Annotated in this window: 15 protein-coding genes; 10 read left to right on the top strand and 5 right to left on the bottom strand. The window is 54.5% G+C overall.

Features of this window, described 5'->3' with window-relative positions:
• Positions 1–110: 110 nt before the first annotated feature.
• Positions 111–1,004, bottom strand: coding sequence for a S1 family peptidase (locus EKH79_RS03410; RefSeq protein ID WP_126672402.1), 894 nt, complete (start codon positions 1,002–1,004; stop codon positions 111–113).
• Positions 1,005–1,214: 210 nt separating this feature from the next.
• A complete protein-coding gene (locus EKH79_RS03415; RefSeq protein WP_158621182.1) occupies positions 1,215–3,272 on the bottom strand; it encodes an ankyrin repeat domain-containing protein in 2,058 nt (685 codons plus the stop codon).
• A 564-nt stretch (positions 3,273–3,836) separates the two neighbouring features.
• On the opposite strand from EKH79_RS03415, the gene EKH79_RS03420 reads away from it, so the two are divergent.
• From EKH79_RS03420 to scpC, 3 genes are all read left to right on the top strand, one after another.
• Positions 3,837–5,267, top strand: a complete 1,431-nt coding sequence (locus EKH79_RS03420) for a GGDEF domain-containing protein (RefSeq protein ID WP_158621183.1) — start codon at positions 3,837–3,839, stop codon at positions 5,265–5,267.
• 327 nt (positions 5,268–5,594) lie between these two features.
• Positions 5,595–6,539, top strand: a complete 945-nt coding sequence (locus EKH79_RS03425; RefSeq protein ID WP_126672405.1) for a 3-hydroxyacyl-CoA dehydrogenase NAD-binding domain-containing protein — start codon at positions 5,595–5,597, stop codon at positions 6,537–6,539.
• A gap of 603 nt (positions 6,540–7,142) precedes the next feature.
• Positions 7,143–8,654, top strand: coding sequence for a succinyl-CoA:acetate CoA-transferase ScpC (gene scpC, locus EKH79_RS03430; protein ID WP_126672406.1), 1,512 nt, complete (start codon positions 7,143–7,145; stop codon positions 8,652–8,654).
• A 263-nt stretch (positions 8,655–8,917) separates the two neighbouring features.
• Here the strand turns inward: scpC and EKH79_RS03435 are convergent, their stop codons facing one another.
• Complete coding sequence (locus EKH79_RS03435) at positions 8,918–9,658, bottom strand: hypothetical protein (RefSeq protein ID WP_126672407.1); 741 nt, start codon at positions 9,656–9,658, stop codon at positions 8,918–8,920.
• A gap of 109 nt (positions 9,659–9,767) precedes the next feature.
• Here EKH79_RS03435 and EKH79_RS03440 point away from each other — a divergent pair, with 109 nt between their 5' ends.
• Positions 9,768–10,556 carry a hypothetical protein gene (locus tag EKH79_RS03440; RefSeq protein WP_126672408.1) on the top strand — a complete coding sequence of 263 codons (789 nt, stop codon included), beginning with the start codon at positions 9,768–9,770 and terminating at the stop codon, positions 10,554–10,556.
• Between the two features lie 42 nt (positions 10,557–10,598).
• On the top strand, positions 10,599–10,949 hold the full coding sequence (locus EKH79_RS03445) for a hypothetical protein (protein WP_126672409.1): 351 nt from the start codon (positions 10,599–10,601) through the stop codon (positions 10,947–10,949).
• A 251-nt stretch (positions 10,950–11,200) separates the two neighbouring features.
• On the opposite strand, the gene EKH79_RS03450 is transcribed toward EKH79_RS03445, so the two are convergent.
• Positions 11,201–12,289, bottom strand: a complete 1,089-nt coding sequence (locus EKH79_RS03450; RefSeq protein WP_126672410.1) for a site-specific integrase — start codon at positions 12,287–12,289, stop codon at positions 11,201–11,203.
• Between the two features lie 108 nt (positions 12,290–12,397).
• Between EKH79_RS03450 and EKH79_RS03455 the strand changes: the two genes are divergently transcribed.
• The 3 genes from EKH79_RS03455 (at position 12,398) to EKH79_RS03465 (ending at position 15,739) form a co-directional block, all read left to right on the top strand.
• On the top strand, positions 12,398–13,276 hold the full coding sequence (locus EKH79_RS03455) for a DNA-binding protein (RefSeq protein ID WP_126672411.1): 879 nt from the start codon (positions 12,398–12,400) through the stop codon (positions 13,274–13,276).
• A gap of 121 nt (positions 13,277–13,397) precedes the next feature.
• Positions 13,398–14,504: a nucleoid-associated protein gene (locus tag EKH79_RS03460; RefSeq protein WP_126672412.1), complete on the top strand. Its 1,107-nt coding sequence runs from the start codon at positions 13,398–13,400 to the stop codon at positions 14,502–14,504.
• A gap of 2 nt (positions 14,505–14,506) precedes the next feature.
• Positions 14,507–15,739 (top strand): hypothetical protein, encoded by a 1,233-nt coding sequence (locus EKH79_RS03465; RefSeq protein WP_126672413.1) that lies wholly within the window; start codon positions 14,507–14,509, stop codon positions 15,737–15,739.
• Positions 15,740–15,964: 225 nt separating this feature from the next.
• Here the strand turns inward: EKH79_RS03465 and EKH79_RS03470 are convergent, their stop codons facing one another.
• Complete coding sequence (locus tag EKH79_RS03470) at positions 15,965–17,524, bottom strand: multicopper oxidase family protein (protein WP_199754119.1); 1,560 nt, start codon at positions 17,522–17,524, stop codon at positions 15,965–15,967.
• A 949-nt stretch (positions 17,525–18,473) separates the two neighbouring features.
• Here EKH79_RS03470 and EKH79_RS03475 point away from each other — a divergent pair.
• Together EKH79_RS03475 and EKH79_RS18835 are read left to right on the top strand one after the other, a co-directional pair.
• Positions 18,474–23,015, top strand: coding sequence for an RHS repeat-associated core domain-containing protein (locus EKH79_RS03475; protein ID WP_126672415.1), 4,542 nt, complete (start codon positions 18,474–18,476; stop codon positions 23,013–23,015).
• Positions 23,012–23,440 (top strand): hypothetical protein, encoded by a 429-nt coding sequence (locus EKH79_RS18835; RefSeq protein ID WP_126672416.1) that lies wholly within the window; start codon positions 23,012–23,014, stop codon positions 23,438–23,440. Before EKH79_RS03475 ends, EKH79_RS18835 begins: the two co-directional genes overlap by 4 nt.
• Positions 23,441–23,469 lie beyond the last annotated feature (29 nt).

Consider the following 23,469-nt stretch of genomic DNA (forward strand, 5'->3'; position numbering starts at 1 on the left):
CCCCAACCTTAGTCACTCTCACAAATCTCCGCTTCGGTTCGAAAGCGGAGATGGCGAACTCTCTCACTGCATGTTGTCAGATTTGCCCCAGGCAATCCTTTCTGGAACATCTACTGCGTACCACCAACGACACTGTCAATCCAATGCGCAAAATAGGAAATACGCGCATTGGAAAAATCCTGGCCACAAACTCCTTGGCGGTACGCACCTGCGTGCATCGTGAAATAATCCATCTTTTGTGCATCCAAACCATGCGCGATACCAGCCAATTTCCAAATCCCAGCATCCTCGACAAGAACGGGACCTCCGCTATCTCCATCGCCGATCACCCCCTCCAAAGGCAACGCATCCGCGCCGCAGTCAAATCTATAAACCAATAGCTGGTTATCCGATCGGACAATACGGTTGTATGCTCTGCGCAACTTTCCGTCAGAGGTCGCGTTCGGATCAGCGCCTTTCAAGTCGTTTCCAGTAACTCCCCTTCCATAGATTTTTGCGATCTTTCCATGCTCGTCCGAGTGCCGGTACAAAGGAATGGGGGTTACGTCTTCAACAGGGCTCGCTAGCTGCAAGAGCGCTATATCGTGCATGAGTGCGCGAACCGAGACGTATTTCGCCATCCACGATGTGGCATCCGTGGACTTCACTCCACGGAAAAGCGTCGTCCATTTGGCCGAAAAGTTCAGGTAATCAGGATAGCGGACGACCCGGGAAACAGCTCTCCGCTTGCCGTTAATCACCACGTAGTTGCCATGTTCTGGCATATCCAACGTCGTATGCCCAGCTGTCACAACCCATTGCCTTGCGATGAGCACTCCTTGTCCCCCGCCTGGTAAGTCAACCAGCGCAGGAAAGGCGTTTGTTGCGACGACGTAACTTGCATCTGGGACATCATGTCGAGTGACTACGGCATGAGTTGGCACGGTAGTCGCTAGAGCCGCCAGGAAAAAAAAGATTCCCCGTTTTAGGCGCCGCATCTTCTTTAGATAAAAGTATAATTTCATGCCAAGATTCCTTTCGAAATTTGCCGTCTGTCCACGGACGAACGCAGATACTTCGTACTAACTTTGACTATCAACAATCCGCAAATCAAGTTGCGTTCGTATAACCAGTTAGTGTCTGCTTAGATCGGAAGCGGACGCTTTAAGCTCGCCAAACAATTCGGCGATAAGACCGACCAGGGGCCAGAAGCGCAAGCTTACGTTTCCGCGAGGTCAATACAACCATTCCTGTGCCTTGGCGCGATCAGAGTGACTCAACACCGGATTGGGTGGTGTTGGGCCATAGCCAAGCAGATAGTCGATGGCTCGGAAGCCCTTGCTATCGGTCTGGTACGGATCGGCGCCACTAACTAGCAGCAGCTTGATCGTAGCTAACGAAGCATTGGCAGCGGCATACATCAGCGCAGTGCGTGCATCATGGTGCAGCAGCGCATCGTCGTTGGCCTGCCACGTCGTGGCATTGGGGTTGGCATCATGCTGAAGCAAGAATTGCACGCTCTGCGCCTGATTGAACTGCGCCGCCTCCATCAATGCCGTCTTACCGATGGGGTTGACGTCATTCACTGTCGAACCGTGGGCGAGCAGTAGATCAAGCGCCTCGGGATAACTGCCGGCGGCAATCAGCAGCAACGGGTCAATACCGCCGAACCGCGTGCAACCTGCCAGGAGTTCGTCGTCGTTGTCGTGCTTGTCTAATGCCTCTTGTATCGCCAGCAATGGCGCATGTTCGAGAAGCAATACGCGCGGCGAGGTATCCGGCATCGACTGGCCGCAATCACCTCCGAACACTAACGAAAAAAGTCCATTGCGTGCCGCTTGCATGCCTTGCTCATGAGACATGTGCATCGTGACGTAGTAGTCAGCCAGTTTTCGTCGGGCTGTTTCAAATTCGGCTATGAGACGCAAGCTGGTGCGGTAGTTATTGAGCCCTAGGTAGCCCCAGTTCTGATATGGATAGTTCTGGACATTTGCGACGACTGGCAACAGGAAGGACGCCGGATCGACCTTCATCGCCGTCTCGGTGAAGGCCTGCTCCTTTTCGAAGCCATAAACCATGCTCCCACCAAAGTTGTCGATGAAATGACCGTCGGCATTGGCCGCATCTTCTCTGAACGTGGCCACCGCTTCCGCTGGGTAGCCATCAGGGTCACCGGCTTCGTCGCAACCAGAACGCGGCAGAAAGTTGTCCATGTTGCTGCCATAGCGCGCCTGTGTGGCCGCTACCAGCGCGTGTCTTGCCTGTAGTACATCGCACGGAATGGCGTACTGGAACACGCTCCGATCCTCACCCATCGATGCGAGGATGATTCGTGGTACCAGCGAATCGTCACTACCGTCATAAGCGGTGATCGGGAATTCACCAGTCGGCTTTTGATGCACGTACGACTTGCCCTGTATGTCGTCGAGTAGATGTTGGATCTGTGCATCGCGCGCCGGCGTGTGCGGGCGGAAGGCATGCAGGAACAACGCATAGTCCAGTTCGCCGCGCAGATCCTTTTCGGCGGCCTGTTTCAGCACGGGATCGGCCGCATCGGGATGCATGGCCATGCTGGCGATAGCCACTTCGCGCGGGTTCGGTGGCGATGGTTTGGATGGCGCGATGGCCGCACCGCACGTGCCATCGCGTGCGACGCCATTTAGGCAGTTTGGCATCTGGTGTGGCTTCAACAACTGGGGCGTGCCCGCAATGCCGGCCAGTGACATGATGGCCTGGTCGTCACTTGGGCAATCCAACAGGGGACCAGATAAGCTTTTTAACGCATCCGCGTTGGCCGCAAAATCTTTTTCGTGGCCATGCAAGCTGCGGCATGGCAGGCGTAGCCATAGGCCAGCCTGCGGCTGGGGGGTGCTGCTGTGCATCCCTAGTTGGTCATCCCGTTGCTCAGGACTCAAACCACCGGCCTCGAAGTAAAGCGCGGTGTCCACGACGCGGATCGCTGCCAGCAGATGTGGCAAGGGTTGGCTCGCACGGACGGCATCAGCAAGGCGTGCGTTGTATTTCTCGTACATCGGCGCCTGCCACTGCGGCATGTCCTGCATTTTTTGTTGTGCGCTACCCACGGCGATGGCAAGCGCCTCATTCATACGCGTTTCGTCGTGTCGCAGGTAGGCCGCATACGCGTCCACGATGCTTTCTATAGGATCGCGGCTGGCACCGTCAGGAACGGTGCGTCGTGGTTGGCCCGCGGCGACCCGATTGAGGTCAGACTGGATGCGGATGAAAACGCGATAAGGGTCGTCGTAGCCGCTCTTGTTATCGCCGATCGCCACGCATCGCGCAGGCGTCGAGGCGCAAGGGACCGGCGCGGTTGGCGCGGTCCCACATGCCGCAAGGATCAGAACACTGGCACATGCCAGCAGTCGCAATGTAAGAATCATTGAACATTTTCTGCCCATATCCGTCCCCTAAGAAGTGCCTCCAATGCAGAAAGCATGTTGGCACAAGCGCGGGGACGGGAGCTGCCAATAGCATGGCAATTTAGTGTCGGCTATCGGCAGTGATGTTGCGAGATTTTCATCCGTGCCCGCTTTGGGTCGAAAGCGGACATTATTTAGGGATGAAATACTTCAACGTCACAATTCTTTAAATCACCCCAAGGTATTGCCACGGGAAAAACGAAGTGCAGTCGGCGTATAAAACAGCGCCGCAAATATTGTTCAAGACATTGAACATGTGGGATACGTTTTCCGGCTTCCTTGGGAACTTGCCTTCATATCCCAATCGTTGCATGTTAAGGCAACGCACCATGCCCCGAGCGAGACACTTGAATGGCGGAAATACGGGAAGCAGGCCTAGTGGAGGGGACATCCCCTCGCACGTATCGTGCAGTCCTAGTGCTATACGCGCTTCTATTTATCGCCCATGCCTTGGCGATAGCAAACGACGCCCAGGGAACCATGTGTGTCAGCTACATCATCATACTGCTCGTTCAGTGGCTAACACTCACTACCGCCGTTTGGCGCTGCCGTCATTCGACATTTCCAAACTCCTTTCGATGGGTGCTTACGGCCATCGCACTTGCGTTCGTTAGTTTCTCCAACATGGCCGCCCTTGCGCAGGCGATTAATGGCAATTACAACCTCGTGCCAGGCGCTTCTTTATTTTTCGGCGGTATCTACTCAGTAATGATTGTCCTCTCATGCGCAACGACCTTTAGACGACGAACTTTGCGCATCACAACCTATATTGACATGTTGATGGGCGCATTTTTGGGCCTGTTGTTTTTTGTACAAATCTTTTCAGTGGTAAGCAGTGAAGGAAGCGCCAACACCAACGATGTCGTTTTTATCATTCGCATGTTCGACGTCATTGGTATCTACATGACACTAATTGCGGGGGTAAGGCTTTTGGGATCCGAGAGCTCTAGTCGGCGCCATTTCTTTTTTGTTCTGTTTTCCTTTCTACTTACAAGCACTCTATTAGCTGCGCTTCGCAATCGATTGCTGCTCGCGTACGACAATCGCTTCCTTGAGCTCCTGCTATTACCTTCATTCTTTGTCTTTGGCCTATTGGGCCTGCGTCCTCCCCCAAATTGGATGGCGCGGTATAAACCAAAGCAGTCGATCGTTCACATATCGGAAGGCATCAGTCCACTCTTTCGCGGTCTTGGTCTATTAGCGGTTAGCATCAGCATTTGGAGGGACCACCCCACGCTTGGGGCTATAGGGGTATGCATTACGGTTATTGGCTATGGCGTACGGAACGTCATTACGCAAAGTGCACAAATGGCTAATGAGAGATCTCTGATTTCTCTACAAAGGGAGCTGCAAAACTTAGTCGTCACTGATGCGCTTACCGGTATTCCCAACCGGCGGGCGTTTGACGAACTATTGGATCGCGAGGTGTCCGTCGCGAAACGCGAGGGAGAACCTGTCAGCCTGCTGATGATCGATATCGATCTGTTTAAGGAATATAACGACCTGTATGGTCATGTCCGAGGCGATGAGTGCTTGCGTACCGTTGCAAGATTGCTGGCGGGAGCGCTGCGCAGGCCATCTGATTTTATTGGACGGTATGGTGGCGAAGAATTTGTGGTGCTGTTGCCAAGGACGCCGATTGCGGGGGCATACACTGTCGCGCGGCGAATGAACAAAGTCATTGTCGACGCCGACCTCTCTCATGACAAAGGCCTGGATAGGCGCGTCACTGTTAGCATCGGCGTAACCACTTTGGAAAACTTCGGAATTTCCAACGAGGAATTAATGCACAGAGCCGACTCGAATCTTTATCACGCGAAGTCAGAAGGCCGGAACCAATATGCCTAGGCAAGCCCGGGGTAGTGGATCGGAGGACTTTTAATTGCTCGCTCCTAACGAATAACTATTTCGTCTTTCGCACTCTAGGCGAGCGCCGCTCGTATGCCTATCGTGGTGCGTATTGTCGATCCGTGCCGGAGCCCCGCAATGAACGACTGAACATTCCGTCGTTCGGACCCAAGAGTTTCCTGCCTTGCGTTGGCGCCTTAGCGACATCCGAGAATTGATTGCCAGCTTCGATTGCGTGTAGGCCGACAGCCCACACAAAAGACAGCGAGCTTGGTCTGGATGCGCGCAACTCCATGCGTTAACGCCATCTCATTGAGGGTACCGCCAATGAACAACAAAACCATAAAGAAGATCGGCATCGTAGGCACTGGCGTCATCGGCGCAAGTTGGGCGGCTTACTATCTTGCACAGGGTTTTGATGTCTCCGCGTTTGATCCGGCTCCGGATGCGGAAGAAAAGCTTCGCACGCTGATACCTCAATTCTGGGTGCCTTTGACTCGCATTGGCCTAGCCAATGGTGCATCGCTCGATCGTCTGAGTTTCTCCAAGGACCTAGCGACGGCGCTGCATGGGGTGGATTTTGTCCAAGAAAACGGCCCCGAGCGTGTGACTATTAAACGTCAACTTTTGGCCGGTATCACCGAACACGTGGGCCCCGACGTTATCATCGCGACGTCCTCCTCAGGCATTTTGATTTCTGAAATTCAGAATGCCGCAAAAGGGCCGGATCGCATCGTCGTAGGTCATCCTTTTAATCCGCCGCACCTCATTCCTCTTGTCGAGGTAGTGGGGGGCAATCTCACGAGTCCGAAGGTCATTGAGCAAACGCTTAGCTTCTACGCGATGGTGGGTAAGAAACCGATCCATATCCGTCGCGAAATCAAAGGCCACATCGCCAATCGGCTGCAGGCGGCTTTATGGCGCGAAGCGTTCTATCTAGTCGATCAGGGCATAGCAAGTGTTGCTGATATCGATACTGCTATCGCTCAGGGCCCTGGATTGCGCTGGGCGCTTCTTGGTCCGTTTATGAATTTGCATTTGTCCGGTGGGGCAGGGGGCATTGGATACGCCATTGATCATCTCGGTCCGCCGATTGAAAGTTGGTGGCGTGATTTGGGCGATCTGTCATTCACGCCAGCTATTCGCAGCGACGTCGTTGATGGCATCCAGGAGGAACTCGATGGACGCAATCTCGATGCCGTAACGGATGCTCGTGACAATGTGCTCATCCAGCTTCTTGCCCTAAAGGCTGCCGCCGCGCCGCTTCCATAAGCAGCCGCGCAGCTCATTGGCGATTGGCATTGTGTCTGCACTCACGCAGTGAGTTGAGCGGTGCTATCCGTTCGTCGGAGTCGCACGATGAACTGGATGATCGAACTGCCAACTGATGCGCCTCGCTCACGAATCTTCTTCGTATAAGGCGGACTGCTCGACGGTCGATGCACGCAGAAACCGAGCAGTCTCGACTGCTTCGCATGCTTCCGGTTAGTGGGTCGTGGGCCCATCATGATTTCGAATAAATCCGCACTAAGAACTTCATAAATCACTGGCAGCGCCTGGAGTAGGCTTTTTCAGCCAGTGGTGGGACGTTCGCCGACGCCATCGCCAACGGAACGCTATGCAGTTGATGCGTTTTAAAAAGCGCTCGGCTGACTTCCTAACGCATGATCAACAGGGCGCGCCCCGGTGCCTGTGGGTGGTGCATCACCCGGACACGACCACATCCCTCCCTTCCCTCTATCGAGCTGCACGACTGAAGCGCGTCGCTCCATAACAAAACACGTGAGCGGCAACTTCGCGAGAACCCGAGCAGCCAAGAAAGCGTTCGCATGCCTCGCTTGAGAAAATCGACGTACTCATGACTAAGAGCAAAAAATGACTGACCGTATTCGTCATCCGCATTTTCGTTCCAAGCTTATGCCAGCCGATCAGGCTGCCGCCCAGATTATGCCGGGCATGACCGTGGGCATGAGCGGATTTACGGGAGCCGGCTATCCCAAGGAAGTTCCAGCGGCCTTGGCTTCCCGCATGGAACAGGCGCATGCCCGCGGTAGTGACTTTAAGCTTCGCTTATTGACCGGGGCGTCCACGGCGCCTGAGCTCGATGGCGAATTGGCCAAAGCCGGGGGTATCGATTTTCGGTTGCCGTATCAATCGGATCCCGAGCTACGGGCGCGAATTAATCAGGGCAAGATTGAATACATGGACATTCATTTGGGCCAAGTGGCTCAATATGCCTGGTTTGGCTTTTTGGGAAAGATCGACATGGCGGTGATCGAGGTGTCGGCCGTCTTAGACGATGGTCGACTCATTCCTTCAACGTCGGTGGGCAATAACAAGACATGGCTCGACCTGGCCGATAAGGTGATTGTCGAGGTAAATGCCGAGCAGCCAGATGGGCTCGATGGCATGCACGATATCTATTACGGTACAGCGCTTCCCCCGCATCGCAAGCCGATTCCCTTGGTCAAACCAGGAGATCGCATTGGCGAGCCCTATTTGCGACTGGATCCTTCGAAGATCATGGGGGTCGTCGAAACGCGGGCGCCCGATCGACTGGGTCGGTTTGCGCCGACGGATGAGACGTCCAGGCGGATCGCAGGGCACTTGGTGGAGTTCTTTCGCCATGAAATTCGTCAGGGGCGACTTGGAGAGCACTTGTTGCCGTTACAGTCTGGCGTGGGCAACATTGCCAATGCCGTGCTGCTTGGATTGCGTGATGGTGGCTTTGAGGGCTTGACGGCTTTCACTGAAGTGATTCAGGACGGCATGCTGGACTTGATCCGTACGAATACCATTTTAGCGGCCTCTGCGACGGCACTCTCACTCAGTCCGGAGGGCATCCAGCAATTTGTGGGGAATCTTGAGCATTACCGAAGGCGCATTGTTCTCAGACCGCAAGAGATCTCCAATCATGCCGAGTTAATTCGACGGCTTGGGTGTATTGCGATAAACGGCATGGTCGAGGCTGACATTTACGGCAACATCAATTCGACGCACGTTGCCGGAACCTCCATCATCAACGGCATCGGTGGGTCAGGTGACTTCGCACGGAGTGGCTTTTTGTCGTGTTTCGTTACACCTAGCACAGCCAAAGATGGCGCAATTTCCTGTATAACCCCGATGGTCAGCCACACCGACCATACCGAACACGATGTATCCATTATCGTGACAGAGCAGGGCTTGGCGGACCTTCGCGGCCTGTCGCCTAAACAGCGGGCAAGGCTCATCATCGACAATTGCGCGCACCCGAGCTACCGGCCCTTACTTCAAGATTATTTCTTGCGCGCATGCCATCAAAGTGGGGGCAAGCACACGCCGCATGTACTTAGTGAGGCGTTGGCGTGGCATCAACGGTACCTCACACGTGGCCGTATGGTCGTGTAGCGTCCCGAGATGGCGAGAATCCGAGCATTGTTCAGCAGGCAAGGGAAGGCGTTTCCAGATTCTGGTCAATCGCCTGCAAAGCTGCGCAAAGCGGTTCGATTCAGCTCCCGGCATCGGTGACGTGCCAGGATCGATCTTCGCCGGGGTGTGTTGGCGATTGGTGTTTATCAGCGTGTTTTGGATCAGTAGGGCGTTGGGTGTTATGCAAGATAGAAGAGCTCAGCGATTGACTGGAACTCGGCTACGCATAAAGGGCTAAGAGGTTAGTCGTCAATTGTTTCGTCAAAAGACTCTTCGCTCATTTTCCACATAAAAGCATCAATCGCGTGATTTTTCTGTTCGGATTTAGAAACCTTCACTTCATCAATCTGCTTCAGTCGCTTACACGCTTGTGTAGCGGTTTTAGCTGTGAGTTCTCTAACGAATGCGAGCTGTTCATCCAGGTAGCTCGCAGTGACGACCAGGGAGCCCCAGAATGGCGTGTGAGCGTTCCCATTTTGGTCGGGGATCTTTTTTTGTTCCAAATATTTGGTCGTAAAAACGCCCCCATGGTGTACAAGCAGATTGCGATCCCTCAATAACGAGTCGAACTTTTTCGCATCATCCTTTGAGAATGGTGAAATGCCAAGCGTTGCGTTAAAGAGACCATTCACTTTTTTCCAAGTGCCAAAGTCATGCTTTTCCGCTATCAAAAATCCAAGCTTACTACCCCAATAGTCCTGATACGCTAGCAGTGCGACGGGATCAATCAGCGCGTCATATCCGGCCTTCATAAGTCCGCTGACGAGAGTTGGTTCGATGTTGAGGATCGCTGCAAACTGATCTTTAAAAAACGCCTCTGAGTACGAAACCAAGCCGATAAGGCAAAGCTCGTTAATTCGGCTGATGCCAGCCGACTCTCTATCAATTGTTTGACTCAAATCATCCAAAATTCCGTCGATTATTAAGAGGGGAGGGACGCCACCGGAGAAGTAGTCGAGACATTGAGGTTCGGAGTGCACCATGAAATTTTATCCCGACTGGATTCGCTCAGAGTTGCGACAGGTGTATTGTTTCGACACTATAATTTATAGCCCGATGAATCGCTCTCGGATTTTAAAATGAGGAGCTCGCGTGCCGTACGAGATGCAGCCATTGCTGGAAAAATGCGACGCCGAGGACTTGAAGGTCATTCTCGAACAGATCGCGAGCTACATCAATCTGTCGAGCGATTCCGAACTTAAGCATAGTTTTGCATTATCCAGTCAAACGCAAAGTCTGGAAGATCGTTCCCGCTTTCTGAAAATCATTGAGCGGGAAATTCGTTATCTTGGATCATCCGAGATTGCATATGCCTCACGCAAGCTAATGGTTAACGACGATCCTCCCGGCGTCAGCATCTATGAAATGATTGAAGATGTGAGTGTCAAACTTAAGGTCAAGCAGAAATACTTTGGTTCCGTTGAATCTAGGCTGGAACGTTTGGTTCGAGCCACTGCAGAAAGAACTTTCTTTGAACTTTCTGCAGAACAGCAGCGCGAATTGTTCGAAAGGGCCTGCGTTGGAAAGAAGCAACAAAAGGAGTTCTTCGACAAGCTAAAGGGTAACAAGGTCCTTATTATTCCACTGCTGCTTACCGTGCTTGGACCTGAAATCACAAAAGAGATAGTCATAGGTCTCGCTATTTCAGCTGCGGCGGTGCACCTGGGAAGAGACGCAGCAAAGGCATTTATCGCGAAGCTGATTACAAAATTCCCGGTCTGGGCGGAGTGGCTCGGTCCAATAGTATGGGGATTGAGCCTGGGCTGGATCGCTATCGACCTTCAGGGCGCCGCTTATCGAAAGACGATTCCGATATTGCTCTACCTAGGTATCGTTGGTTTGCGTGATGGTCCGGAAGAAGGAGATGCGTTTTGGACGTAACGCTCATAGGCCTTGAGCGCGTAGGCGAACTGGGAAATGGCTATGCGCATGGATTTTCTTTTAGGCACGTTGTTGGTTATGGCAGGCATCACGGCGGGCACAAAAGCCGCGGATCCGCATACTAGGGAATACGGTGATGCGCAGGTTCAGTGCGCAACTTGGACGAAGTTGGTTACTGATCCCGAGCAAATGAAAAAGCCGTGGTCTGAGAATGTCTTTTTTAGATATGCGTCTTGGGAAACGGGATTTGTCAGCGGGGCGAGCGCTGCGAATCCGAGTTTACGCACGACGACGGCACCTGAAATTATCAAATTCGTCAGCCACTATTGTGTAAGGCATCCCAGTGATTCCCTTCAGCAAGCCGGTGAACGCTATATCGATGGGCTGAAGTGAATTAATGCGTCTGAGCTCGCCAAAAACATCGGAATCGCTAAAGCAGCCCGGTCATACGTGTGAGTAAGGCGATGGCGCGCGATGGTATGCATTCGGTTGCATAACATCATCACGATCGGATTGAGATTTTGCCGTACCAGGCAGCGTGGCGCCTTATCCTCCTCGGACGCACGGTGTTCGATAGCTTTCCACGCGGACTCGTCCGCATCATGCGACGCCTCCGATCTCGATTTTTACGATACAAGGCATGCTCATTTTCGTACTGGCGCATCGAGCAAACGTGCCGCGGGATTATCGGCCACACCGCCGGCCTGAAAGTAGCCGATCACACTGGCGACGCTGCGGTGATTCGTCATGGCCATGAGCGCAGCCAGCGCGACGCCTTGCCGCCCCCCTTCGGTGACGAAGCCCGAGCGCAGACTATGGCCCGCAAAATGGCCGTCGAGGCCAGCCAACCGCGCGCGTTTTTGCACCACACTCGCGACGGCGGCCGGCGAGAGCGGCGGTCCCATCCGGTTTTTCCATAGCCGTCGAAAGAGCGCGCCCTCGACGAGCCCACTGCGTGCCAACCACGTCGCGAGTGCCTCGCCGGCCACGCCGACGACGGGCTTGTCGGGGGTTGAGGTCGCCGTGGCACCGGCTTGCTCGGTCTTGCTGCGCTCGAGCCGATAGACATAGTCGTGAGGGCCGACCTGCTTCAGATCCGATAGGTTCGCTTCCGCGACTTCGCTGCGTCGGCGCCCGCCACTGGCGAACGCAAAGTAGAGCAGGGCGCGATCGCGTACGCCCTGCAGCGAGTCGTCGCAGGTGGCGACCAGCGCGTCGAACGCGTTGCGGGTGATGGCCGTTTTCTTGGCGGGGCGTTCCCCGCGCTTGGCGGCGGCGCGGCGGGCGCGACTCAAGAGGTGCCGCACGGTGACGCTTTCGCAGGGATTGGTGGCTTTCTTCAGGCGATGCACCGCGGACAGCACCGCCACCCGATGGACGATGGTGCTGAGCTTCAGCGCGCCGGGACGTTGCTTGAAACCGGCCGCCACCAGATGACCATCGAGCGCCGCGGGCAATTCCCAAGTCGAACCGGTTTTGCTGCGGCGAACGAGGTGATCGACCACGAATTGCACCACGGCGGCGTCGGGCACCGGCAGCGCTAAGGGCTGACCGAAACGGCCGTGGTACCAAGCGGCCCAATAGCGCAGCGCGCTGGTGTAGCTGCGCACCGTATTGGCCGACGCCGCCTCGTCGAGAATGTCGCGCACGGCCTGGGCGGCACTGGCCGTCAGCGTGTCCGCCGACACCGTGGGGAGGGCGGTCGGCACTGGCAGAAGATCGTTCTTTTTCATATGTTGTATGTAGTATTTATAACACTATGGATCGCGTACCCACGATAACTATCCCTTATCGTGGGTACGGTGCCAAGACGGTCGTTTCGAAATCGAGGAGACATCCCCATGCCCAAGGGCATCACTCAAGAGCAGGTCAATGCGGCAGCGGATGCTTTGGTCGCCGCGGGCGAGAAGCCGACGGTGGAGAAGATCCGCGAAGCGCTCGGGACCGGCTCACCCAATACCGTCACACGCATGCTGGAGGTGTGGCGCGGCACCTTGGCGCAACGGCTGCAGGAGGCCATGACGCTGCCCGATGTACCGACGGAAGTAGGGCAGGCGTTTGTCGAAGTGTGGCGCATTGCCGTGACACATGCGGCAACGCTCGCACGAGAAGCCCTGGCGGAAGATCAGAATGCGCTTTTTGCTGCCCAAACGTCGTTGACCCAGGAACGAAAACTCTGGGAGATCGCGCTGGCCGAAGCGCAAGCGAACGTTGCCGAATCCACCGTACAGCGGGCCCAGGCCGACACACAATTGCGTGAACGCCAGATACTGGTCGATCAACTGGAAGCCCAGCGCACCGACCTGTTGCAACAACGCGATCGCTTGCAGGGACAACTTGACACGCAACACGCAGAACTCCAGACGTTACGCGTTGAACTTGCCACCCAGCAGGACCACGTACGCACCGTGGAGGATCGAACCCATCAGCAGATCGATCAGGCACGACAGGAAAACAAAGCCCTCCAGCAGAGGCTGGAACGGGAGCGCCGCGAACACGGCAAGCAAGTCGCGCAACTCACAGCCAAGCACGAGGAACTCCGAAAGGTGGCAAGGACCGCCGAACAGACCGCGGCGCACCACGCAGGGCATGTCGCTGCACTGGAAGCGACCGTCGCACAATGGCGCGAAAGTCGAGAGCCCGCAAAGCGCACCACACATACGGTAACCAAGAGAGCGGTCAAATCCACGGGCACCCGGTCCCGTCGGCGCAAGCCGTGAGTGTTCCATTCACGATGACGGGCGCAGCCCGCTATGCTGCAGGTAGGAGACGCAATCGGGATAGCGACTAGATGCGCTGTCGCGTGCGGTGCGACAAGGGAAAGGTATACAGGGGGCAACTATGGATCAGCTTAAATTCGCCATAATTCACGCATTAAAGAAAGAGCGAACCGTTCGCGAAGCCGAGGTGCAACTGCGCGGTCGACCGCTGGACGTCGGCAAGGCGCCGGTCCTCAAGCTAGCGACACAGCTGGCTAACCTGATGGGACGCGACGAAAACGCCGTCTCTTGGGGCCAGTTTGGTGATCGTCGCCGCGAGGGGCTTTTCCCCGGTGCGACGGCAGAGCTCGCGGACCATGTCACGGAAGAGGCGTTCCTTCAAGTGGCCCATACCGCAATGACGGAATTGGCGGGACAGGCATCGGAAGAAAACTTTGCAACCGGTGGCTACATTTTCTTTGCTTGCTACGCTCAGCAGGCAGCAACCTATCTCTTGATTGCCATGATCAAGGAGCGGGGCGGTATCACCCTTGGAGCCGACTTCGAACCGACGGAAGTCAACGAGGTGGATCTATCCAAACTCCACCAGGCCGCGCGTATCAATTTGAATCGCTATGCCGAATTTCTAGCGCAACAAGGAGGGGCACCAATCGCGGCGGATGAGGAGAAAACGTATCTCTGTTTCGTCAACCGCAAGGGTAAAGAAGATGTAGCGGGTTACTTTATCCAGGCCCTTGGGTGTGAGCGTGGCGTTTCTTCGGGGCGTGCGACGTCTTCGTTGATCAAGGCGGTCAAGAATTACGTCAAAGGTCAGGCGGCCATTGCTAATAAGGCATCGGAAGCCCGTCAGGCTGTCATCGATTACCTGCAGTCTCTACCGGATCACGCCATCGTGGAGTTGGATCACGTGATACGCGTGGTTCAGCGCGTTGTTGCGGTAGACCAATACGAACTTCTCGAGGGACTAAAACTCTTCCTCAATAGCGAGGAAATGCAAATCCCGAACGAATTTCCCGTTAGCAAGACGACGCTTAAGAGTTATATTCGTATTGCCGCAAAGGCTGATCAGTGGAATTTGAATTTCGAAAGCGGCGCCCTGGGCATCGCCGATAGTGAAATCGTCTACGATCGTGCCCGGCATACATTGACCCTTACAAGGCTCCCACCGGAGACCGTCCGCAAGATCGAAGATACGCTGCGCGACCGCGGTCAGCTCGCGGAGGAATAGTTATGCTTACGGACGTGGTGCAACTGTACCGGGAATCCAACAGGCCTCCCCTAAACGGATCGACGTTTGCGTACGAAGGTCCAAGTTCCTCCGCATTAGACGCGGTGCTTGCGACGTGTGAGCAACTGGGTGAGCAATTTGGACGGTTCGAGGAAAACCCGGAGCGTGACGCGCAAGGGGAAGTGTCCTTTCGCTGGAAATTAGCAGCCAATGAGCACGCTCGCTTTTACGACAACGTGTCTCAATTGGCCGATCTCACCACGAGTCCAAGTCAAGGTATTTTCCCTAAGAACTTTTATCTTCTTGATAACAATTATATGGATGGCGAGGCGTCACCACCCGCCATCCTCTTGCGCCTCCGCACATTAGTCGAGTTGGTCCAGCTCTTAGGCCGTCTAACACAGTCACTTTCATCGACCCACCTTGATGCCAAGACACTTATCTTTGTGATTCCGGCCGAGGAGCGCTCGCCGCCACGCACTTTTGAGCTCCAAACGCGGATTTCGAATGTGACACTGGAGCTACCAACTCCAGAGCTAGCCGTTCTTCGATTGCTGGTGTCAGATCAGGCCAACGAAGCCTTGCACATTGACGAGCGTCGGTCGCTGTTTCGGCTAGCAATCGCCGATGTGTTGCAGAACGCTCCAGCCGGCAATGAGGCCTTTACGTATTTGATCTCCGAATGGCCCCAAGTTCTCGCCAAATACCAATACGATGTCGATTGCTATATCAGCAATTTCTCTTTCGACAAGGTGCGCAAGCAGATCGCCGCCTCGGAACTTGAGTTTGTCAGCAAAATACAATCTATCATGGGTGACAGCGCCGCAAAAATACTCGGCCTCCCTTTGTCATTCGCAGCTGTGATCGGCATCTATCATGCTTCAACCTTGATTGAAAGCGAGCTTTTGGTATTAGGATCGCTCGTCATCGCCGTCATTTTTTCCTTCGTGGTGGCAAATCAAGTACTTCAATTGAAACGCATTGATCACGGATTCCGAGTCGTTTTCGAACCCTTGAAGAGCAAACGGGGCACGTTTTCCTTGGAGCTTGGAAATATTCTAGACGAGGCAATAAAGGGTTTTTCCGACCAATATCAGCTTTCGAATCGCGCTTTGACGCTAGTGCGAGCTCTCGCGTGGCTACCTGTCTTTGTCGGCACGTCATTTGTGGCTTACCGATATAGCGCGGCCACACAAAAATTTATCCAGGAACTTGCATTGAACCTTTTGACGTAGAGAACGCCACAGATTCAAGCACAGCAAAGTGCACCCTCGACGGCCCATCGTCGCGCGTTATCCATCGCCCCTATGAGGCGCACGCATGAAGCCGGGTAGGTGGGCGCCTTTACCGACACCATTCCAGGCCTGGCGGCACGATTGCTCATTTTCTTTTCTAGACGTCTAAATCAAATCGTGATGGTTGACAATTGATATCTCGGGTTGACGCAAACGACTCAAATTTCAGGGCACATCAACATCTTTGTGTGCCGGAGTGACACGAATCGTCCCCATCATGCCGCCGTCTTCATGCTCGAATAGATGGCAGTGATAGACGAAAGTACCCACGGCATTCGGGTCACGAAAATCCATGCGCAAGCGTACGCTCGGATAGTGCGACATGCCGGGTTTGAAATACGGCACGGTAATCGTATCGCGCAGATAGCGGTCTGCTACAGGTACACCGGACGCGTCCATGAGCAAGAAATGAACTTGGTGGATGTGGAAAGCATGTAGCTCATCCGAGCGATTCTCGATAATCCAATCTTCGACGGTTCCTTGTTGAGCGACGATATTGGGGATGTTGGATGTAGGATCGAAACGTGAAGGTGTTTGTCCGTCCACGGTGAGATAGAACTCCGTGGCGTTTCCCGGGTTTTTCGGGTCAGTACTTTTCTCTGAAAAGTACAGTTTGCGTGTGCGCACTGGCGTGACGTCGCCCAGCCAGGGCAATGTGGACGGTGACAACGGCACGGGCGAGGCCGATAGACGCGACGATGGTTCGGAAGCATCGTTATCGGCGACAAGCCAGGCGAGTGGACGATTGGGATCGTTTTCACCGCTCGGACCCGTGTCGACGGTTCGTGTTATCAGGGCCCCTTTGACACCTGGCGGAGGTCCTATAACGACGAATTCTGCGCGCGACCCAGGCGCCAAGACGATATGTGTTCGCCAATCGATAGCATGTTTGGTGGGATCGCGATCGACGCGCGGTATACCGTCCACCGCAATGATGCCAAGCAACTGGGGATCGTCGCCGACAAACATCCATAAATTGAGGTAAGTCACAGAGCTGGCATTCACCACGCGCCAAAGTTGGTGCTCTCGAGGCTTTATACTGATCGAGGGGCGAAGGTAATCCGGATACGGAATCGGTACATAGTTGATCGACAGATCCTTGGCCGGAGTTCCAAAACCCGTGCCGTTGTTGGCGGCATCGCCATCGGTATCTTTTCTTTTGAAAAGAAGGACGGGATCGCCTTTTGCGGGTGATGCATTCGGTTTCAACAGATCCTGATCGCGGATAACCAGCACGCGTTCCGGCAAACCGGCCACAGATGGGTTTGCGCGTTCGATACCTTCGATGATGAGTGCTCCGGAAGCACCGCCCACCACTTGCGGAGTGCTGAATCCGTGGATATGTGGGTGATACCAATACAGGCCAGGCGGTTGATTTAGGGGTATGCGAAACCTGTATTCAAAGGAGGGGGAGCCGGTTTGAATCACCGTTTTCAGCACATCATCCTGATGGCAGATCGGCTGAATCGTAAGACCATGAAAGTGCACATTGGTGGACGTGAGTGACATCACGTTACTGTTGCAGGGATCCGTCAAGGACGAAGCGTGCATGTGATTGTGGTTGAGAGGTATCGCACCAGAATCGAGCGAAGTTAGCTCGTTCTTGATGTGTAACACCAGAAAATCTCCGGGATGCAAGCGCAAGGTCGGCGCCTGCGTGCCATCGGCAAGCACGTAGCAAAAACGCAAGAAACCATCACGCGAGCGGTCATTGCGAATCGTCATGTCAACTTGCAGGATGCCGTGTTCGCTGCGTAGATCCTTTGCTTCCGGGACGCTTCCTCCTGGAAGCGGGCGTGGGCAGTTTTCATGAAGTACTGCTTGCGATAGGGGCGATGTTACTTCTTGCGTCGCGGTTGCCGCTAACGCTTCCAATGCGATGGCTGGCGCGCATGCTACCAGCACAGTCAGCACATATCGAACGATCCCCAACCACTGAATAGTCTTACGCAACGCCCCATCCACCCTTGACGTCATGCCTCTTGAGCTCCGACCTTAGAAATATCTACAACAGCATCTCATGCATTCACTGTGATTTCGACGCTCAAAGCCAGGAGGGCATCTCTCGATAAGCTCGACTCTGTCTAAGTCTTCCACATCGGAATTTAAAAGCTGACATGTCGTTAACGAATCCGCTCGATTCTCTCTGAGACAGCACGATCGTTTTCAGGACTGAATACGGAAAAGATTGATTGAATTTCATCAACGGTGCGCCTTTGAACTCAACTGAGCTGACGTATTTACATCATGATGTAATTTCATCATTGACTTATCTGATTTGGCCCGTCTAATTAAATCATTCGTCGTCAAAGATTGGTTTGCCGAAGCAGTTATCGCGAATCGTTCATGAGCCGATGGCTGTCGAGCTGATTGTCGTGTGTAACAGGGGAAGCAAATGGGTCTTGTCGGATATTTACGGCGGGTGCCTTGTGCCGACCTTTCTTCTGTTGGGACGGCGGCAGTTAGAAGTCGCACAACATGTCCGACCCAACACGCTTTCGGCATAGGCAACGCATGAGGTTGCTTGCGATATGTCTGCTGTTCGTATACCGCAGCCGTGCGCCACATGCTTACTGATTCGACGCGAGCGGTAACTACAGGCAGTCTGGTTTGACGTGATCGTCCGTGCGATCTCGCAGGGACGAAACCATTCAACGCAGGGAAGGGGCGAGTGATGCGTAGCGTAGTGATGGGCACCGACTTTCTGGCGCGGCCCGCCCGGGCAACTTGGTCGTTGGGCTCGTTGATCCTCTCTTTCCTGTTGGCGTTCGGCTCGGTGATGGCGGTGCCCGTCACTTGGTTGGGTGTAGCAACGTTGACGGCGCTACCGACTGTCGTCCATGCGCAGGCCGAGCCGCCGTGCGACCCAGCGGATGCGGGTGCCAACGATGACGACGGGGACGAATTCTGTAACGCGGCCTCCGCCGGCAAGAACCTGGGTAACCCCAAAAATCCGGGCTGTGACTGTACATACCCTCAAGGTACATCCGGCGATCCGATCGATAATGCGACCGGCAATATCTACATCGAGGAAGATGACCAACAAGGCGGCGGCGCGTTCCCGTTGCGATTGACGCGCAGCTACAACTCCTCAACCGCTTCTATGCTGTACATGAGCACCGTAAGCACCCCCTTGGGTGCGTCCGTGACGAACGCTCGCCCCGTGATCAGTGAGGCATCGGAGATTGCAAAGCGCAGTGCAATCGAAAATGTCGTCTATCCCGTAGGCGATGCGACACCCGGGATTGGGATAGCTAGTTACGTTTACCCGTTCGGCATCGGCTGGAGCTTCAACTACGGTTCCCGGCTGGTCTTCGATAACGAGCAACCCGTCACCAGCCTGGAAGCTTTGCGTGGCGATGGGCAAGTGCTGACATTTATTTTGACAAATGGGGTGTGGACGCCAGATGCGGACGTTAATGATCAGTTGACGGAACAAACCGACGGCTCGGGTAACGCAACCGGCTGGACGCTGATCGATGGCGATCTTAACACTGAGCAGTACGATGCGACGGGGCATTTGCAAACGCTAACCAATCGCGCGGGCCTAACACAAACCTTTGGGTACAACACGGCGGGGCAGCTAGCGAGCGTCACCGATCCAAGCGGACGCAGTCTTCAGTTCGCATATAACGCGCAAAACCAGGTGACTAAAGTCACTGACTCAGCCGGTGGCGCTTACATCTATGCCTACGATACCAATGGCAATTTGCATTCGGTGACCTACCCCGACAGCCGCGTTAAAACGTATGCCTACACCGCCACTTCCGTTTCCCCATACACGTACTACCTGCTCGATAGCGTGGTCGACGAAACGAATACCACCTATGCGAGCTACACATACACCGGGTACCAAAGTGGCGCTTCAACATCGTTAGCGGGTGGCGTCAATAGCATCCAGTTGACGGTGGGTGGCAACTCCAACACCAGTACAACGACGGATGCGTTAGGCGCGGTGCGTACCTACACGAGCCAGTTCCTCGTCAATGGATTCCGCCACACGCAGGTACAGACCCCGTGTTTGGGTTGCGCGACCTCGGTCAATACAGCCACCTACACCTATAACGCCAATGGCTATATCGCGAGCGAGACGAATGTGCTTGGCGATGGCAGTACACCCCGCAACCTGACCTACACGTGGGATACCAGCCATAACTTGCTGCAGACCTTCGTTGATGGTGCCGGCTCGCCCCAGCAACGTACCACGACCATGACCTGGAACACGGCCCTGCGCGTGCCGCTAACCCGCACCGTATCCAATGCCAACAACATCATCGTTCGTAGCGAAGGGTGGTTTTACAACGCTGCAGGCCAAACACTGGCGCACTGCCTCATCGATCCGACGAACAGTGCCGATAGTGGCTACGTGTGTTCCAACACGGGCAGCGCCCCTTCGGGCGTGCGGCGTTGGACCTATGTGTATTGCACGATGGTGGGCGGTAACTGTCCGTTGGTGGGGCTGTTGCAATCGGTGACTGGCCCGCGCACCGATCTCACGCAGACCACCACCTACAGCTATTACACCAGCGCCAGCGCCGTGAGCTGCGGCACGCCGGGCGCCGCGTGCTATCAGCCGGGCGACCTTTACCAAGTGACTGATCCACTGGGTCACACTACGACATACCTCAGTTATGACGCCGACGGTCGCGTCATCACCATGCAAGACAGTAACGGTGTCTATACGAACTTGGCCTATACTCCACGCGGCTGGTTGGCTAGTCGGACGATACGAGTAACGCCCGCCAATACCCCGAATAGCTCTGACGCGATTACGACACTGAGCTATACGCCGTACGGTGCTGTGGCTGGTATCACCGATCCTGATGGTGTTGTGGTCACATTCACCTATGACGCCGCCCATCGTCTGACCGCCATTACCGATGCCCTGGGCAAACACATTCAGTACACACTGGATGCTGCGGGCAATCGAACCAAAGAGCAGTACTTCAACGCAGCAGGCACGGTCGTCCACAGCGTATCGCGAAACTACAATGTGCTGAGTCAGTTGACCACCGTTATGGATGGTCTCAACAACACCGTTTTCAGCGCGACTTACAGTGATAGTTACGACGGCAATGGCAATCTTGTGCATAGCGTGGATGCGCGAGGGTTCCAGCATCACCAGGGCTTCGATGCCCTCGATCGACTCATTAGTACGATTCAGAACTACAACGGCAGCGACCCATCGACGACCAACACGACGACAGCCTACGGCCGGGATGCTCTAGATCGTTTGACCGCCGTGACCGATCCCAGCGGCCTCAGTACCAGCTATATTTATGATGGGCTGAATGATCGAACCAGCCTGCAAAGTCCCGATACGGGCGCCAGTAGCGACACGTATGATGCCGCCGGCAATCGCCTCACGCACACCGATGCGAAAGGCATCACCAGCACGTCGACTTACGATGCGGATAATCGCCTTATCGGCATCAGCTATCCTGATAGCACGCAGAACGTCACCTACTACTACGATGAGGCCGACTCGGTCACCGGTTGCAGTAGCTCGCGTCCGACAGATCGCCTCACACGCATCGTGGAGAACGGACTGACTACGATCTTCTGCTACGGCGGTCACGGCAATATCGGTACTCTAAGGCGGGCGGCATCGAGCTATACTGATACGACAACGTACGGCTACACGTTGGCCGATCGGTTGAGTAGTGTGACGAACGCCGATGGCACGCTGACGCAGTACACCTACAACTCCAACGGCTTGTTCGAGAGTGTGCAGGTAACGCCCAGTGGAGCGACCAGCCCAACCACGGTGGTCAGCAGTGTCACGTGGATGCCGTTTGGTCCCATCAGTGGCTACGTGTTGGGGAATGGTCAGACGGTGACGCGTAGTTATGATGCCAACTATCAGCTCACTGATTTAACGAGTCCGGCGTTCAACTTGCACGTTGCACGCGATGCGATGGGCGACATCACGGCCATCGGCAATGCGTCGGGTGCAAACCCCGCCACGGAGACCTATGTCTACGATTCATTGTATCGATTGCTGAGTGTCACCGAGGCAAACGGTTCAGTTCTCGAAAGCGTCACCTATAACCAAACAGGTGATCGACTGACGAAGACGGGCTTTGGCTTGGACGCGGGTACGTACACGTACAACGCGGGCACGCATCAGCTTAATGCCGTGGGGAATAGTGCATTTACTGCCGATGCCGATGGCAACACGACGGGAATGACACAAGCGGGCAGCACCTACGGTTTCGGGTACAGCGACCGCAATCGCATGACAGTGGCTCAGTTGGGTGGCAGCACGATTGCGAACTACACCTACGATGCTGTCGGGGAACGTATCCAGAAGGTCACCGGCACCGCGACCGAACGCTACGACTACAACACATCCAGTCAGCTGCTGGGTGAGTACGGAACGACGAACCGGGACTACATCTGGATGGGCAACATCCCGGTCGCGAACGTTGATACCGCGGGCCAAACGAGCACGATTGCCTACGTGACGGCGGATCAGCTTGGTACACCTCGTGCGATTACAAATAGCAGCGGCACGACCGAATGGCAGAACCCTTATCAGGGCAATCCTTGGAATGAGGTGGCACCCACTACTACGGGCTACACCTATAACGCGCGGTTCCCGGGGCAATACTTTGATCAAGAAACGGGCCTGAATTACAACGGGCATCGCGACTATGACTCATCAACAGGGCGATACATCGAAAGCGATCCGCTTGGCATGTTCGGTGGTCAAGCGAGCACTTATGCCTATGCTGGGAGCGATCCGTTGAGTCATATCGACCCCTTCGGTTTGGCTACGACGATCATTGTCACTTATGACGGCGGCATTGGAACGCACGCGGCTCTCTATACTGATCACGGCTTCGAAAATGGACCATTTATCTATGATCCCGCTGGGGCATATCCGGGAGTTACACCCGGGCAAGATGTGCGAGGATCGGGCGATCTATTCACAGGTGATGATGCCAATCTCGGAAGTTATTTAGCGTTTCAACGCGGCACGGGGAGCAATGTCACGACTTACACTTTTAACACTACCCCTCAAGAGGAGGCAGCAATTGACGCCAATGCTGAGGCTGAAGGTGGCGCTTTTCCGGGCTTTTGCGCGGATCATGTATCAAATGCAATACGAGGCATAGGGCCGTTTAGTAATCTACCTCACTACTATCGACCAGGCGGTCTGGGAACCGCGCTATCTGACCTTCCTGGGGTAACGACGAAGCAGGTGCCATGAATCAGTCGCTCAGTTCAGCAATTAGATATGGCGTTGTTTGCATGACATTACTAGCGATTGCGCAGTTTTCCCCGTTGCGCTTTACGGATAGATTTTACCAGTTTGATCGAGTACACGTATTCGTTCCAACGTTTTATGTCGCTCTGTTAATAGTCGGGTTCTTCGTTCGTCCATACGCCACAACTGTATTAAAGGTTGTTTTATTCAAGGGCAGTATAAGTGGCGTGCTAGCGGGAATCTTTGCATATTTTGTAACTATATTGGCAAACAGGCACGGGCTAGATCTATTCCATGCTTCGGCCGTGTTTGAGGTCGTTGCATCATTGCTATTTACGCTAATTGTGTTTTTTACTCCCCTTTTGGGCATCGTCTCCGCGTTGATTACCCGCTTTCTCATTTTAAAAAAAGTACGGGATAGCACCTAGAGGCTTTATGCCTATGTGAGAGGCAACCC

Source organism: Dyella dinghuensis (genome assembly GCF_003977615.1).
GTDB classification, from domain to species: Bacteria; Pseudomonadota; Gammaproteobacteria; order Xanthomonadales; family Rhodanobacteraceae; genus Dyella_B; species Dyella_B dinghuensis.

Bases quoted from the DNA above. Each gene is read 5' to 3' on its own strand.
- EKH79_RS03410 (WP_126672402.1), bottom strand. From the start codon at position 1,004: ATGAAATTATACTTTTATCTAAAGAAGATGCGGCGCCTAAAACGGGGA.
- EKH79_RS03425 (WP_126672405.1), top strand. From the start codon at position 5,595: ATGAACAACAAAACCATAAAGAAGATCGGCATCGTAGGCACTGGCGTC.
- scpC (WP_126672406.1), top strand. From the start codon at position 7,143: ATGACTGACCGTATTCGTCATCCGCATTTTCGTTCCAAGCTTATGCCA.
- EKH79_RS03435 (WP_126672407.1), bottom strand. From the start codon at position 9,658: ATGGTGCACTCCGAACCTCAATGTCTCGACTACTTCTCCGGTGGCGTC.
- EKH79_RS03445 (WP_126672409.1), top strand. From the start codon at position 10,599: ATGCGCATGGATTTTCTTTTAGGCACGTTGTTGGTTATGGCAGGCATC.
- EKH79_RS03450 (WP_126672410.1), bottom strand. From the start codon at position 12,289: ATGAAAAAGAACGATCTTCTGCCAGTGCCGACCGCCCTCCCCACGGTG.
- EKH79_RS03455 (WP_126672411.1), top strand. From the start codon at position 12,398: ATGCCCAAGGGCATCACTCAAGAGCAGGTCAATGCGGCAGCGGATGCT.
- EKH79_RS03460 (WP_126672412.1), top strand. From the start codon at position 13,398: ATGGATCAGCTTAAATTCGCCATAATTCACGCATTAAAGAAAGAGCGA.
- EKH79_RS03465 (WP_126672413.1), top strand. From the start codon at position 14,507: ATGCTTACGGACGTGGTGCAACTGTACCGGGAATCCAACAGGCCTCCC.
- EKH79_RS03470 (WP_199754119.1), bottom strand. From the start codon at position 17,524: ATGACGATTCGCAATGACCGCTCGCGTGATGGTTTCTTGCGTTTTTGC.
- EKH79_RS03475 (WP_126672415.1), top strand. From the start codon at position 18,474: ATGCGTAGCGTAGTGATGGGCACCGACTTTCTGGCGCGGCCCGCCCGG.
- EKH79_RS18835 (WP_126672416.1), top strand. From the start codon at position 23,012: ATGAATCAGTCGCTCAGTTCAGCAATTAGATATGGCGTTGTTTGCATG.